The 13,708-nt window shown below is 72.0% G+C and carries 14 protein-coding genes; 3 read left to right on the top strand and 11 right to left on the bottom strand.

Annotated features, from left to right (window positions below; genetic code table 11):
• Positions 1-49: 49 nt before the first annotated feature.
• Complete coding sequence (locus tag IEY91_RS00740; RefSeq protein ID WP_164320709.1) at positions 50-988, bottom strand: AurF N-oxygenase family protein; 939 nt, start codon at positions 986-988, stop codon at positions 50-52.
• A gap of 209 nt (positions 989-1,197) precedes the next feature.
• On the opposite strand from IEY91_RS00740, the gene IEY91_RS00735 reads away from it, so the two are divergent.
• On the top strand, positions 1,198-2,307 hold the full coding sequence (locus IEY91_RS00735; RefSeq protein WP_189172442.1) for a ferritin-like domain-containing protein: 1,110 nt from the start codon (positions 1,198-1,200) through the stop codon (positions 2,305-2,307).
• On the opposite strand, the gene IEY91_RS00730 is transcribed toward IEY91_RS00735, so the two are convergent.
• From IEY91_RS00730 to IEY91_RS00695, 8 genes are all read right to left on the bottom strand, one after another.
• A complete protein-coding gene (locus tag IEY91_RS00730) occupies positions 2,304-2,798 on the bottom strand; it encodes a DinB family protein (RefSeq protein ID WP_189172441.1) in 495 nt (164 codons plus the stop codon). The genes IEY91_RS00735 and IEY91_RS00730 overlap by 4 nt on opposite strands.
• 71 nt (positions 2,799-2,869) lie before the next feature.
• Positions 2,870-4,324 carry a penicillin-binding transpeptidase domain-containing protein gene (locus IEY91_RS00725; protein ID WP_189172440.1) on the bottom strand — a complete coding sequence of 485 codons (1,455 nt, stop codon included), beginning with the start codon at positions 4,322-4,324 and terminating at the stop codon, positions 2,870-2,872.
• The gene (locus IEY91_RS00720) at positions 4,321-5,721 is read right to left on the bottom strand and encodes an FtsW/RodA/SpoVE family cell cycle protein (protein WP_164320701.1); all 1,401 of its coding nucleotides are present in this window, start codon (positions 5,719-5,721) and stop codon (positions 4,321-4,323) included. Before IEY91_RS00720 ends, IEY91_RS00725 begins: the two co-directional genes overlap by 4 nt.
• An 84-nt stretch (positions 5,722-5,805) precedes the next feature.
• Positions 5,806-6,171, bottom strand: coding sequence for an SH3 domain-containing protein (locus IEY91_RS00715; protein WP_164320699.1), 366 nt, complete (start codon positions 6,169-6,171; stop codon positions 5,806-5,808).
• Positions 6,172-6,284: 113 nt separating this feature from the next.
• Complete coding sequence (locus IEY91_RS00710; protein WP_229696670.1) at positions 6,285-7,499, bottom strand: ATP-binding protein; 1,215 nt, start codon at positions 7,497-7,499, stop codon at positions 6,285-6,287.
• A 122-nt stretch (positions 7,500-7,621) separates the two neighbouring features.
• The gene (locus IEY91_RS00705; RefSeq protein WP_229696608.1) at positions 7,622-8,500 is read right to left on the bottom strand and encodes a hypothetical protein; all 879 of its coding nucleotides are present in this window, start codon (positions 8,498-8,500) and stop codon (positions 7,622-7,624) included.
• Positions 8,501-8,570: 70 nt separating this feature from the next.
• Positions 8,571-9,191: a class F sortase gene (locus IEY91_RS00700; RefSeq protein WP_189172439.1), complete on the bottom strand. Its 621-nt coding sequence runs from the start codon at positions 9,189-9,191 to the stop codon at positions 8,571-8,573.
• Positions 9,192-9,245: 54 nt separating this feature from the next.
• Positions 9,246-9,536 carry a hypothetical protein gene (locus IEY91_RS00695; RefSeq protein ID WP_189172438.1) on the bottom strand — a complete coding sequence of 97 codons (291 nt, stop codon included), beginning with the start codon at positions 9,534-9,536 and terminating at the stop codon, positions 9,246-9,248.
• Between the two features lie 286 nt (positions 9,537-9,822).
• On the opposite strand from IEY91_RS00695, the gene IEY91_RS00690 reads away from it, so the two are divergent.
• Complete coding sequence (locus IEY91_RS00690; protein ID WP_164320693.1) at positions 9,823-10,626, top strand: nuclease-related domain-containing protein; 804 nt, start codon at positions 9,823-9,825, stop codon at positions 10,624-10,626.
• Positions 10,627-10,633: 7 nt separating this feature from the next.
• Here the strand turns inward: IEY91_RS00690 and ligD are convergent, their stop codons facing one another.
• A complete protein-coding gene (gene ligD, locus IEY91_RS00685) occupies positions 10,634-11,533 on the bottom strand; it encodes a non-homologous end-joining DNA ligase (protein WP_189172437.1) in 900 nt (299 codons plus the stop codon).
• Positions 11,534-11,638: 105 nt separating this feature from the next.
• On the opposite strand from ligD, the gene ku reads away from it, so the two are divergent.
• On the top strand, positions 11,639-12,760 hold the full coding sequence (gene ku / locus IEY91_RS00680) for a non-homologous end joining protein Ku (RefSeq protein ID WP_189172436.1): 1,122 nt from the start codon (positions 11,639-11,641) through the stop codon (positions 12,758-12,760).
• Between the two features lie 75 nt (positions 12,761-12,835).
• On the opposite strand, the gene IEY91_RS00675 is transcribed toward ku, so the two are convergent.
• Entirely contained in the window at positions 12,836-13,636 is an 801-nt protein-coding gene (locus IEY91_RS00675) for a class I SAM-dependent methyltransferase family protein (RefSeq protein WP_189172435.1), read from the bottom strand.
• Positions 13,637-13,708 lie beyond the last annotated feature (72 nt).

The raw sequence follows: 13,708 nt of genomic DNA, 5'->3' as shown, positions 1-13,708 counted from the left end.
GCTCCGCCGCGTGGCCGTGAGCCGCCTTTGGTGGCGGCGGCGCGGTCGGTCATGCGAGCAGCCCGGACGCCTTCCACAGCCTGCGCCCGACCCCCCGCATCACGCCGATGTCGTCCAGGAAGTCGGTGAGCCGCTTGGCGCCGGTCTGCATGACCTCGCGCCGGTGGCCGCTCGCCTTGACCTGGGCCACGGCCTCGCGCCGGTCCAGGCCGACGTTCGTGTAGACCCGCGGGTTGACGAAGGCGACGGAGAAGACGCGGGCCGCCTCGCCGCTGCTGACCCGGGTCAGCTCGCGCTCCCAGCGCGGCGCGGTCACCATCTGGCGCCGCAACTCCTCGCGGGCGTACCGCACATGGCGGGCCTCCTCCACGACGTGGATGCGGGTCACGCCGCGCACGATGGTCTGCACGCGCTCGTCGGGGAACGTCAGGCGCTGCATCCAGTCGAGGATCTCCTCGCCGAGCAGCGTGCAGGCGAAGGAGCCGGGGGTGGTGGACACGGTCTTGAGGACGCGGGCGAGGTTGTGGTTCAGCTTCGTGACGGGGTACGTGGGCGCCCCGCCCTTCTCGATCATGCGGGCGAACATCATCGAGTGGCGGCACTCGTCGGCGATCTCCGTGAGGGCGTACCGCACATGCGCGCTGGTCACGGACTTGTCGTAGATGTGCCGTACGAGGAGCTGCATGAGGATGATCTCGAACCAGATGCCGAGCGAGGCGAGCGAGGCCGCCTCGTGCCGGGCGAGGTCCATGCGCTGTTCCTCGGACATCCGCTTCCACAGCGGGGTGTCGTAAAGCGAGACGAGCTCCGGGGGCCAGAACCACTTGCCGTCCTCGACGGGCGCGTCCCAGTCGAGCTCCTTGTCGGGGTCGAAGGAGTGCTTGGCGGACGACTCCAGGAGGCGCAGGGCCACCTGCTCGCGGTCCTTGAGCAGGCCGAGCGCGTCCCGCAGACCCGCAAGTCCGCTGTCTTCGGCCACGGTCGTCATGAGATCTCCTGCTCTTCCTGCGTTCTCGCGTTCCCGTAAGGGAGTTACCGGGGGTCACGTCTTATGAGACTGCTTGTCAGCAAGACCGTCAATCCCTTGCGCACGACTTGTTGACCCGGCATCTACCAACGTGTGAGCCTGCCAAGGAGCCATCCCTGTGCGGCGGTTGCGCGGCAGCGGGGGCCGCCGAGACTCGCGAGGAGCCGTCAGTGTCTACGCGCGATCTGTACACCTCAGGCCGGCAGGATCTCACCTGGCAGGTGCCCGCAACCGGGGCAGCCCGCTTCAGTTGGGAGTACGACGAAGGCCGTGAGCGCCTTCTCAACCTGTACCAAAAGGGCAAGGACAAGCAGTGGGACGGCGCCCGGCGCATCGACTGGAACCTGGAGGTCGACCCGCTCGACCCGCTCGGCACCCCCGACGAAGCCATGTCGATCTACGGCACCCGGTACTGGGACCGGATGTCCGCCGCCGAGCGCGGCGAGCTGCGCAAGCACTACACCTCCTGGCAGTTCAGCCAGTTCCTGCACGGCGAGCAGGGCGCGATGGTGTGCGCGGCCCGCATCGTGGAGTCGGTGCCCGACCTGGACGCCAAGTTCTACTCCGCCACCCAGACCATGGACGAGGCCCGGCACGCGGAGATCTACGGCCGCTTCCTGCACGAGAAGATCGGCATGCTCTACCCGATCAACGACAACCTCCAGGCGCTGCTCGGCGACACCCTGCGCGACTCCCGCTGGGACATGCCCTACCTCGGCATGCAGGTCCTCATCGAAGGACTCGCCCTCGCCGCCTTCGGCATGATCCGCGACACCACCGACAAGCCGCTGCCCAAGCAGATCCTCGCGTACGTCATGCAGGACGAGGCCCGGCACGTGGCCTTCGGGCGGATGGCGCTGCGCGACTACTACAAGCAGCTCACCGACGCCGAGCTGCGCGAGCGCGAGGAATTCGTCATCGAGGGCTGCTACTTGATGCGCGACCGGCTGCGCGGCGTCGAGGTCCTGACGAACTTCGGCATCCCGCTGAAGGAGGCCGAGGAGTGCAGCGAGCGCTCCGAATACCTCCAGCTCTTCCGGCAGTTGCTGTTCAGCCGCATCGTGCCGTGCGTCAAGGACATCGGCCTGTGGGGCAAGCGGCTCCAGCAGGCGTACGTCGACATGGGCGTGTTCGAGATGGGCGACTCCAACCTCGATCAGCTGATGGCGCAGGACGAGGAGATCGCGGAGAAGCTCGACGCTGAGCGCTTCGCGGCGGAGGAGCACGAGCGCGTGGCGGAGGTCTCCGAGGCGATCGCCTCCGGCGCCGCCGACGCCTAAGTGCCCAGCTGCGCCGTGGTGTTCGCCCCGTCCAACGCCTCGCGCACGATGTCCGCGTGCCCGGAGTGCTGCGCCGTCTCGCGCAGCAGGTGCAGCACGATCCGGCGCACGGACCAGCGCGGCACGACCCCGGGCTCCCACGGCGCCTCCGGCAGCGGCACGACGCGGTCGAGCCCGGCGCGCTCCACGGCCTCGTCGGTCGCCCGCGCCGCCGCCTCGTACGCGGCCACGAGGTCGGGCACGCTCGCGCCCCGCGGCATCTTGTACTGCTCCACGTCGAACATCGAGGGCGGTGCCTCGCCGGTCCCGCTGCTCAGGACCTGTGTCCAGTTGCGCTCGCCGTGGGCGAGGTGGTTCAGGATGCCGCCGAGGGTCAGCTCGCTGACGGTGGACCGGGCGGCGGCCTGTTCGTCGGAAAGGCCCCGCATGGCGATGAGGAGGGTGTGGCGCTGCTCGCGCAGGGCGTTCAGGAGCTCCTGGGTTTCGGTCATGCGGCCACGCTAGACGTCAACTAGGCCAGAACCGTTCCTAGTTGGCGGACGGTGTGTCGGCGACGTACGCCTCAGCGCAGCGCCGCCTCCATCACCGCCTTCGCGATCGGCGCCGCGCTGCCGCCCCCGCTGATGTCCGAGCGGTCCGCCGACGCGTCCTCGACGACGACGGCGACCGCCACGGACGGCTCCGCGTCGCCCTGCTTCTGGGCCCAGGCGATGAACCAGGCGTACGGGGTGCCGGTGTTGCCGATGCCGTGCTGGGCGGTGCCCGTCTTGCCGCCGACGGTCACGCCGTCGATCGCCGCGTTGGTGCCGGTGCCCTTCTCGACGACGTCCGTCATCAGCTCGCGCAACTGCACCGCCGTGCCCGGGTTCATGGCCTGCCGGAGGGTCTCGGTGCCGCTGCTCGCGACGGTGTCGCCGTCGTCGGTCGTCGTCCGGTCCACCAGGCGGGGCGCCTTCACGGAGCCGCCGCCCGCCACGGCCGCCGAGACCATCGCCATCTGCAGCGGCGTGGCGCGCGTGTCGTACTGGCCGATGGCGGACAGGGCGAGCTGCGCCCGGTCCATGGAGGTGTCGAAGGTGCTGGCGGCCACGGGCGAGGGGATCTTCGGGCCCGAGGTGTCGAAGCCGAACTCCTTCGCGGAGTCCGCCATGGCGTCCTGCCCCGTGTCGACGCCGAGCTTGGCGAAGACGGTGTTGCAGGACCACTGGAAGGCGTACCGGAGACTGGCGTCCGCGCACCCCTCGACCTCGTTGGCCAGGCTCGTCGAGGTGCCGGGCAGGGTGTACGGGTCGGGGGAGTCCGTCGGCGCGTCCAGGTCGTCGATCTCGCCCGCGTCGAGCGCGGCGGCCGCCGTCACCACCTTGAACGTGGACCCCGGCGGATAGGTCTGGCTGAGCGCGCGGTTGAGCATCGGCTTGTCGGGGTCGGCGTTCAGCTGCGCCCAGGCCTCGGTCACGGAGGTGCCGGTGCCGGAGAGGAGTCCGGGGTCGTACGAGGGCGTGGAGACAAGCGCGAGTACCTTGCCGGTGGCCGGGTCGAGCGCGGCCACGGCGCCCTTCTTGCCGCCGAGCCCGGCGTAGGCGGCCTGCTGCACGGCCGCCTTGATGGTGGTGACGACCTCGCCGCCCGGGTTCTGGGCGCGGGTGATGTCGTTCCACAGGGGGAGCGGGGCGAGCATGGGGTCGGTGCCGGAGAGGATGTCGTCCTCGGCGTGCTCCAGGAACGTGGTGCCGTACACCTGCGAGGCGAAGCCGGTGACGGGGGCGTACAACGGCCCGTTGCGGTACGTCCGTTCGTACCGCAGCTGCTCGCCCGTGTCCCGGGAGCCGGTGACGGCCCGGCCGTCCACCAGGATGTCGCCGCGCGCCTGGTCGAAGCGCGTGATGGCCTGTCGGCGGTTGGCGGGATTGTCGTCGTACGTCCCCGAGTCGACGACCTGGACCCGGCTGGCGTTGATCAGCAGCGCCACGAGGAGCAGCGCGCAGAACGCGGCGGCCCGGCGGATGTACTTGGTCACGCCCGCTCCTCCCCGGCGTCGGCCAGGGACAAGGGCGCACCGGCCCCGGCCCCGGACACAGGCTGGGCGCGCGCCGAGTCGCTGACCCGGATGAGCAGCGCCACGATGATCCAGTTGGTCACGACGGACGAACCGCCCTGCGCGAGGAACGGCATGGCCATCCCCGTCAGCGGGATCAGCCCCATCACCCCGCCCGCGATCACGAACACCTGGAGCGCCACGATCGACGCGAGCCCGATCGCGAGCAGCCGCCCGAACGGGTCACGCAGGGCGAGCCCGGCCCGGTAGCCGCGCTCCACAAGAAGCGCGTACAGCAGGAAGATCGCCGTCAGACCGGTGAGCCCCAGCTCCTCCCCGGCCGTCGCCAGGATGAAGTCCGACTTGGCGGCGAAGCCGATGAGGATGGAGTGCCCGTCCCCGAGCCCGGTGCCGAGCAGCCCGCCGGCCGCGAACGCGAACAGCGACTGGGCGAGCTGGTTCGGCCCCTCACCGGCCTCGATGGACGCGAACGGATGCAGCCAGTCCTCGACCCGGCTGTGCACATGCGGCTCGAGCGAACCGACCGCGAACGCCCCGACCGCCGCGAGCAGCAGGCCGACGGCGATCCAGCCGGTGCGTCCGGTGGCGACGTACAGCAGGATCACGAAGAGCCCGAAGAACAGCAGCGAGGTGCCGAGGTCGCGCTCCAGGACCAGCACGCCGACGCTCAGCAGCCAGATCGCCACGATCGGCCCGAGCACCCGCCCCGTCGGCAGTTGCAGCCGCTTGAACTTCCACACCGTGCGGCCCGTGTACGCGAGCGCGGTGCGGTTGGCCGCGAGATAGCTGGCGAAGAAGACCGCGAGGAGGATCTTCGCGAACTCGCCGGGCTGGATGGAGAATCCGCCGACCCGGATCCAGATGCGGGCGCCGTTCACGGCGGGGAAGAAGATCGGCACGATCATGAGGACCAGCGCGGTGACCACGGACAGGTAGGCGTACCGCTGGAGCACGCGGTGGTCGCGCAGGAAGAACACCACGGCGATGAAGAGGGCGACGCCGACCGTCGACCAGACGAGCTGGGTGGGCGCCGCGCGGTCGCCGGGCGTCTCCAGGTCGAGCCGGTAGATCAGCACCAGGCCGAGGCCGTTGAGCAGCACGGCGATCGGCAGGAGCAGCGGATCGGCGTACGGGGCGCGCAGCCGGACCGCCAGATGGGCGAGGAGCGCGAGCACCCCGAGCCCGGCGCCGTAACCGGCGGCGCCGGGCGGGACGGAGCCGTTGCGCGCCAGGCCCACGTCGCAGTAGCCGTACACGGAGAGCAGGACGGCGACGACGATCAGCGTGAGCTCGACGCCACGGCGCCGGGGGACACGGACAGCGGGGACGGTGGCGGGCTCCGCTGCTGTTCCGGTCATGCCCGGAACGTAGCAAGCTGTGAGCCTAATGTCCGGTTATGTCGCCGGTGTCCTGCCGGGGCGGGCGTCGGCCCCGGCGCACGGTCAGCACCAGCGCGGCGCCGGACCGATGTTGTCGATGTAGTGCGCGGCGCCCCACGCCCAGGTGCCGTCGGTGAGCAGGTACCAGCGGTCGTTGTGGTGCACGTACTGGCCGCGCGCCTTGCAGAAGATGTGCACGACCTTGCCGTACGGCTCACTCCGGATGACCTTGCTGCCCCGCGTCGGCATGTCCCGCAGCAGCAGCCCGCCCTTGGCGATGACGCGGCCCTTGTAGACCGGCGGGTTGTTGTTCGCGTCGTCCGCGACGGCCGCGGGCGCGGCGGTCAGCACGGTGGCGGCGGCGAGGGCGCCGCCGGCGACGAGTATGGAGAGACGGGCGGCGACGGAGGGGCGGGGACGAAGGGCCATCAGGGCCTCCTGGGCTGAGCGGAGTGGGAACGCACGACCTGTCAAAGGCCGCAATTCACACTAAAAGTGACACCCTGTGCACGCAACGGCGTCACGGCGTCCCCGCGTCCCGGTCAGCCCGCTCCGACCTCGGCGCCCGCCTCTGGGACCTCGTCGTACGGAAGAGCCAGCACGGCCACCGCCCCGCCGCCGTCCACCCCGTTGGTGAACTCAAGGCGCGCCCCCACCACCCGCGCCTGCCCCAGGGCGATGGTGAGCCCAAGCCCATGGCCCTTGGTCGTCCCCTCCGTGCGGAACCGCTGCGGCCCGTGCTCCACCAGGTAGTCGGGGAAGCCGGGACCGTGGTCCCGCACGGTGATCACGGGCCCGTCCACCGTCAGGGACACCGGCGGGGCCCCGTGCTTGAGGGCGTTCCCGACGAGGTTCCCGAGCACCCGCTCAAGGCGCCGCCCGTCCGTGTCCACCACGATGTCCCGTACGATCCGCAGCTCCACCTCGGCCCCCGAAGCCCGCACGACCCGCTCGGCCAGTGGAGCGAGGCGGACCGCGTCGAGGTCGACGCGTTCGCTGCGCGAGTCGAGGCGGGAGATCTCCAGGAGGTCCTCGGTGAGCGTGCGCAGCGTGGCGACGCGGTCCCGGACCAGCTCGGTGGGGCGGCCAGGGGGGAGCAGTTCGGCGGCGGCGTGCAGCCCGGTCAGCGGCGTCCGCAGCTCGTGCGCGACGTCGGCGGTGAAGCGCTGCTCGCTCAGGAGCTTGCTCTGCAGGGACGAGGCCATGGTGTCCAGGGCACCGGACACGGTGGCCACCTCGTCCTGGTGGCGGTCGGCGTCCCGTGTGCGCGGGTCGTTCACGCGCGCGTCGAGGTCACCGGCGCTGATGCGGCGGGCGACCCGGGCCGTCAGGTGCAGGCGCCGCGTCACGCGCGTCACCGCGAACGCGCCGACGAGCAGCGTCGCCCCGATGGCCAGCACCGAAGAGCCGAGGATCGCGCGGTCGAGCCCGTCGATGGTGCGGGCGCCCTGCGCGTAGTCGACCTGGACGGCGATGGCGCGCCCGCCGTCCGCGGGCCCGGCCGCCCACACCGTCGGCCGGTCGTCGTGGTCGCCGACCATCGTGCCGCGCTCCCCGCCGACGGCGAGGTCGCGCAGCGCCCGGGGCAGGCCTGGCGGGTCGATGCCCGCGCCGGGGTCGAGCCTGCCGCCCGCTTCGTACTGCTTGGTGGCGTCGTCGAGCCGGGTCAGGGCGCGGTCGCGGGCCTGGCCCACGGTCTGGTTGGTCACCGCGACGTGCACGAGTATGCCGAGCAGGGCCGCGAGGGCGCAGCACATGACGGCGATGAAGACGGCGGCCTTCCAGGTCAGCGTCGCGGTCCAGGCGGGCAGCCGGAAGGGGAGGCGGGGGAGCCGCACTCTGCGGGCGCGCGGCGGGGCGCCGGCCTCGGCGCGGCCGGTCACGAGCCCCCGCCCGGCCGGTCGTCGCCGCTCGCACCGGGGCTCGGGTTCGGGCCGACGGTCGGCCCGGGGCTCTCACCGGGGCCGGACGTCTCGCCGGGTCCGGGGCCCGCGTCCGGCTCGGTCCGCTCGGTCAGGGCGGGCGCCTGGCTGCGGGCGCCCTTGGGCCGGGGCGCGTCCGAGGAGCGCAGGATCTCGTCGCGGGTGGGCAGCATCGCGCGCTGGTGCCGGTCCCAGGACCAGGCCGTGCGGTACTCGTAGCCGGGGATGCCGGAGACCGCGCGGACCACCAGGTCGTGCCCGGCCAGCTCGACGCCGAGCACCGCGTCGGAGGTGCCCATGATCTGGGTGAGGTGGCCCTTCTCCATCGCGTAGACGCGGACGGCGAGCTGCTCCTCCGGCATCCGGATGCCGACGACCAGGTCGTCCTTCCCGTCACCGGTGAAGTCGCGGTAGTACGCCTTGAGGACCGGGCAGTCCTTGGGCCGGCTGCCGCAGTCCTTGAGCGCCTCGACGGTGTCCTTGTAGAGCGCGTCGGGACCGCTGTAGACGTCGGGGTTCGCGCGCACCTCGGCCCGGACGATCGCGACGGGGCTCACCTTGTGCAGGTCGCCGCCGGGCACCTTGACGCCCTTGATCTCCTCGGTGTCCGCCTCGCCGTAGTCGGCGACCGGCGAGGACGCGGGCGGCAGGTCGGGCCAGAGCCGGGTGGGGCCCACGGCCGTCGGAGTGGTGCCCGCGCCGCGCAGGTCGCCGGGGTCGCCGCAGCCCGCCGCGAGCGCGGCCGCGGACAGCGCGAAGGCGGCCGCGGCGAGCACGCGACGGCGCTCGGGCCTGCGGCTGCCCGGACTGCTGCCCGGACGGCGGCTGCGGTTCAACTGGCGCTCCTGCTTGCGGGTGCCTCGTACGAGGCATCGTCACGGCGCTACGGAAGCCCGGGAGGCGTCCTCACCGCACGAGGTCGGCGTAGAGAATGATGTTGTCGGTCCGGTGACCGTCCTTGATCGGGCCGCCGCAGGTCAGCAGGCGCAGCTCCGGCCGGTCGGTCGCCCCGTACACCTTATGGGTTGGAAAGTCTTTCTTCCCGACCTGCTGGACCTCACGGACCTCGAACGTCGCCGTGGACCCGTCCGCACGCGGCACCATGATCCGGTCGCCCACCTTGACCTTCGCGACGTTCCGCATCAGCGCGGGGCCGTTCGCCGTGTCGTAGTGCGCGACCAGAACGGCCGCACCCTTCTGGCCCGGCGTGACACCGCCGGTCCACCAGCCGGGCACCTCGCCCTTGGAGGCGGGCGGCACCTCCAGCGCGCCGTCGGCGCCGATGCCGAGGTCCAGCATCTCCTTGGCGTCCACGCCCGCGGCGGGGATCCGCAGCCCGGTCGGCCTGGACTTCTTCAGCGGCAGCGGGGCCTGCTTGGCCTGGTGGGTCGCGGCGTTCTTGACGGTGACGTCGGGGGCGGCGTTGCCGGAGCCGCCGCTGCCCTGTCCGCAGGCGATGAGGCCGAGGCCGATGGCGGTGGTCAGGGCTGCGGCGGCGGTGAGGCGTCGTCGGGCGGGGGTGGTCATGGCGGTTCCTCCGGGGCTGGGCGGGGCACAGGCAGACGGCGGCGAGACGCCTGGTCAGCCGTCGGTGCGGCCGCGGCGCAGCATCGCGAAGCCGAGCCCCGCCGCGCCCGCGGCGGCCATCCCGCCGCCCGCGACCAGGAACGCCGGATTCCGGGAGTCCTTGAGCCCGTCGGTGCCCGCGCGCACGCCGCCCTCGGGGGTGTGCGGTCGCACGGTGCCGTGCGCGGCGGGAGCGGGAGCCGGGGTGGCGGCGAACGCGCCCGTGGCCGGGAGCAGCAGGGCGCCGCCGGCGAGCGCGCCGACGGCGGCGGTACGGACGGCGGGGAGGCGGCGGCTCTTGCTCACGGTGCGTTCCTTGCGCTGGACGGCGATCGGTGACGGAGGTGACATGAGGTGTCAGGGGGTGTCAGCTACGAAGCTAGGCGCCCGTCATTGCGGCGGTTCGGCGAGTTTGTAACAGGGCCCCATAGCTGTGCGGGCGGTGCCGTTACGGGACGGGTGGGGACATGGCGTACGGACCCGGCCCGGGGTGGCGAACGCAGGGCGAATTGCCATCAACTTCCTCGGGACGCCGTCAGGTTCTTGCCCAGGGAGCGTCCGGGCTGCTCCCATGGTCAAGGGGTGGTGGGGCATGAGCGGACTGCGCGTCGTACCGACATGGAGGCACGGTCAGGAGCGGCTCTTCGTCTGCCGGCCGGACGGCGGGAGCGTGGCCTGGTACGACAGGGACACGGCCCGGGTGAACCTGCTGAGCGCCGACCGGGAGGCGGACGTGCTGCACGTCCTGGGCCCGTTCCTGACGGGGAACGTCACGGTGGGGCCGCCGCCCGTGCCGACCCCGGCCGAGCTGGCCCGGCTCACGCTGCACCCGGACGACGACCTCGCGCCGAACGGCCCCGGCGAGGCCCTGCGCATAGCCATCGACCGCGATCCGCCGCCCGCGCGCAGGCTGCGGTCCGATCCCCGGCACCGGGCGCTCGCGGCGGAGACCGCCGTAGGCGACGCGCTCGACCGCCTGGACGCGGTGGGCTGGCACACCCTGCACTCGATCGGGCTCCCCGGCGGTGCGCGGATCCACCATCTCCTGATCGGGCCCGGCGGGCTCTTCTGCGTACGTTCCCTGCCGGCGCGCAGACAGCGGGTGCGGGTGGCCGACCCGATGGTGGCGGTGGGGCGGGGGCGCCCGGAGCCGCTGCTGCGGGAGCTGCGGGCGGACGCCGGTCGGGCTTCGTTCGCGCTGACGGCGGAGGTGCGGGCGGTGCTTGTGCCCGTGGGGGCGGTGGACGTGGAGGTCGCGGCGCCGCCCCGCGAGGTACGCGTCCTCCTCGAGGCCGACCTCTCCGCCCTGGCCCGCGCGGGCGGCGTCCTCAAACCGGCCGACGTCGAGGCCCTCCACGCGCTGGCCCGGGACCGCCACACCTGGCACCGCATCTAGCCCCGCGTCACCCCGCAGGGGGCAGCACCCCACCCCTCCCGGCCTCCAACAACGGCCCCAGCAAATCCCCGTACCGCTCCAACCGCCCCTCCACCTCAGGCGCGAGGAACACCAACGCCCCTGCCTCCCGCCGCTCCGCGCACGCGGCAACCTCGTCCCAATCCACCGGCATGGACACCGTCGGCTCAGCCCGAGCCCGCAACGTATAGGGCGTAGCGGTCGTCTTCGCCGCGGCGTTCTGGCTGAAGTCGACGAACACCTTCCCCGGCCGCAGACTGCGCGTCATCCGGTGCACCACAAGCCCCGGAAGCTCCCGCTCCGCCGCCACGGCGAGCGCCTTCGCGTAAGCGGTGACCTCCGCACTGGGGGCGGGCCGCAACGGCACGAGCAGGTGCAGCCCCTTGCTGCCGGACGTCTTGACGTACACCTCGAACCCGTCCCCCACCAGCCGCTCCCGCAGCCACAGAGCGGCCTCGCAAGCCTCCACGACCCCCGCGGGCGGCCCCGGGTCGAGGTCGAGGACGAGCCGGTCGGCGAGCCCGGGGGCGTCCGCGCGCCACTGCGGAGTATGGAACTCCGTGACCAGGTTCGCCGCCCACATCAGCGTGGCCAGGTCCTGCACGAGGATCTGCCGGGAGACCCCGTCGGAGCGCCGCACCTCGGCGGTCCGCACCCAGGTGGGCGTACCCGGCGGCGGGTTCTTGGTGAAGAAGCGCTCGCCCTCGGGCCCGTCCGGGAAGCGGAGGAAGGAGACGGGGCGGTCGCGCAGGTGGGGGAGCAGCGCCTCGGCGACGGTGGCGTAGTAGTGCAGCACCTCGCCCTTGGTGAACCCGCTCGCCGGATACAGCACCTTGTCCAGGTTGCTGAGCGCGATCCTTCGCCCCTCCACCTCGGTGATAGGCGGCATACGATGAGAATCCCACGAAACCGCCACGAAAACGACGCAGCAGACCGTCGCCCGAAGACGGCGCCCGACAACGACGCCACGTAAACAGGTCGAAAGGTGCTCCACATGCGGTCCATATGGAACGGCGCCATCTCCTTCGGCCTGGTCAGTATCCCGATCAAGCTCGTGAACGCCACGGAGAACCACTCGATCTCCTTCCGCCAGATCCACACGGAGGACGGCGGCCGCATCCGCTACCGCAAGGTGTGCGAGCTGGAGGACCGCGAGGTCACGACCGCCGAGATCGGCAAGGGGTACGAGGACGCGGACGGCTCGATCATCCCGATCACGGAAGACGACCTGGCCGCCCTGCCCATCCCGACCGCGAAGACCATCGAGATCGTCGCGTTCGTCCCGGCCGACCGCATCGACCCCCTCCAGATGGACACCTCGTACTACCTGTCGGCCAACGGAGTACCGGCCGCGAAGCCCTACACCCTGCTGCGCGAGGCCCTGAAGCGCAGCCAGAAGGTGGCCATCGCCAAGTTCGCACTGCGCGGCCGCGAACGGCTCGGCATGCTGCGCGTCGTCGACGACGTGATCGCGATGCACGGCCTGCTCTGGCCGGACGAGATCCGCGCCACCGACAGCGTCGCCCCCGACACCGACGTCAAGGTTCGCGAGGCCGAACTGGACCTGGCGGACGCCCTGATGGACACCCTCGGCGACGTCGACATGGACTCCCTGCACGACGACTACCGCGCGGCCGTCGAGGAGATGATCGCCACGAAGGTCGAGGGCGGCGGGGCCACTGCCCCCGCGCCCGCGGCCGAGGCGGGCGGCGGCAAGGTCATCGACCTGATGGCCGCGCTGGAGAGCAGTGTCCGGGCGGCTCGGTCGGCGCGCGGCGAGGGCTCCGGCGCCGGAGCGAAGGACGGCAAGGACGCCGAGGTCACCGCACTTCCGTCCCGCCGCTCGACGGCACGGAAGTCGGCCTCGGCGGCTCCCAAACAGGTGGGCGGCAAGAAGTCGACGGCCACGAAGGCGAGTACGAAGTCCGGGGCGAGGGCAGCGGCGAAATCGACCGCGAAGACTGCCGCGAAGTCGACGGCCGCCGCCCCGAAGAAGAGCACCGCGAAGAAGTCGACGAAGTCGACGATCGCGAAGAAGACGACGACGGCGAAGAAGACGTCTGGTACATCGGCGACGGCGAAGAAGACGACGCCGAGGAAGAGGGCGTCGGCGTAACCGCCCCTGGCACCTCCAGCACCCTCGGCACCTCCAGTACCTCCAGCACCCCCGGTACCCCCAGCACCCGCGAGGTCACCCCGCCCCGCACACCGTCACCGTGAACAGCCCGACCTCCTCCCGCCGACTGGCGACTTCCCCGAACCCGGCGGCCCGGGCCCACCCCTCCGTCTCCCCGACGTCCCGGCACTTCATCACCCACAACTGCCCGTCCCTGTTGGGCAGCACGTTGGCGATGAAGTCGAGCTGCGGATGGCGGGTCTGGGTGGTGAAGACGAGGGTGCCGCCGGGCGCGAGCAGCCCCCGCAGCCGCTCGATGGAGGCCCGGATCGCGTCGTCGTCGAGCAGCAGCTCGTAGAGCCCGGACACCACGATGACGTCCGGCGCGCCCGCGTCCGGCGCCTTGGGGTCGAGGGCGTCCCCGGTCTCGTACGAGATGTTGGTGATCCCGCGCGTCCGCGCGAGCCGCTCGCCCTGCCGCAGCCCGGCCTCCGCGAGGTCGCGGCAGAGTACGCGCACCCGGCGGGGCCCGTACTCGGCGGCGATGTCCTGGAGGTAGCGGCCGGGCCCGGCGGCGACGTCGAGGACGGTGACCTCGCGCCCGGCCCGCCGGCCGATCTGCTCGCGCAGGACGTCCTGGAGGAGCTCGCGCCGGGAGCGGATGGCGCGCCAGCCGACGGCGTCGAGGTAAACGCGGTCGACGAGACGGCCGAAGCCGAGGACGCCGTGGGCGCGGTTCACGTACACGTAGTCGAGCATCGTGCCGCTGTCGAAGCCGTACCGATAGCCGATCCGGATGCCCCGCGAGGCCCGCCCGACCGTGCCCAACAGGCCTCGCATTACTGCCCACTTGAGGTTGCGCAGAGGTGTGGTCATGGACGCAAGCGTCGCGGCGGGGCGGGGCGCGGGGCATCCGTACGGATACTCGGGCGGACTGAGTACGGGGCA

Origin of the sequence: Streptomyces lasiicapitis, assembly GCF_014646335.1 — a bacterium.
Classification (GTDB): Bacteria; Actinomycetota; Actinomycetes; order Streptomycetales; family Streptomycetaceae; genus Streptomyces; species Streptomyces lasiicapitis.
This window is presented reverse-complemented; position numbering and strand designations above follow the sequence as displayed.

Bases quoted from the DNA above. Each gene is read 5' to 3' on its own strand.
- IEY91_RS00740 (WP_164320709.1), bottom strand. From the start codon at position 988: ATGACGACCGTGGCCGAAGACAGCGGACTTGCGGGTCTGCGGGACGCG.
- IEY91_RS00730 (WP_189172441.1), bottom strand. From the start codon at position 2,798: ATGACCGAAACCCAGGAGCTCCTGAACGCCCTGCGCGAGCAGCGCCAC.
- IEY91_RS00720 (WP_164320701.1), bottom strand. From the start codon at position 5,721: ATGACCGGAACAGCAGCGGAGCCCGCCACCGTCCCCGCTGTCCGTGTC.
- IEY91_RS00715 (WP_164320699.1), bottom strand. From the start codon at position 6,171: ATGGCCCTTCGTCCCCGCCCCTCCGTCGCCGCCCGTCTCTCCATACTC.
- IEY91_RS00710 (WP_229696670.1), bottom strand. From the start codon at position 7,499: ATGTGCTGCGCCCTCGCGGCCCTGCTCGGCATACTCGTGCACGTCGCG.
- IEY91_RS00700 (WP_189172439.1), bottom strand. From the start codon at position 9,191: ATGACCACCCCCGCCCGACGACGCCTCACCGCCGCCGCAGCCCTGACC.
- IEY91_RS00690 (WP_164320693.1), top strand. From the start codon at position 9,823: ATGAGCGGACTGCGCGTCGTACCGACATGGAGGCACGGTCAGGAGCGG.
- ligD (WP_189172437.1), bottom strand. From the start codon at position 11,533: ATGCCGCCTATCACCGAGGTGGAGGGGCGAAGGATCGCGCTCAGCAAC.
- ku (WP_189172436.1), top strand. From the start codon at position 11,639: ATGCGGTCCATATGGAACGGCGCCATCTCCTTCGGCCTGGTCAGTATC.
- IEY91_RS00675 (WP_189172435.1), bottom strand. From the start codon at position 13,636: ATGACCACACCTCTGCGCAACCTCAAGTGGGCAGTAATGCGAGGCCTG.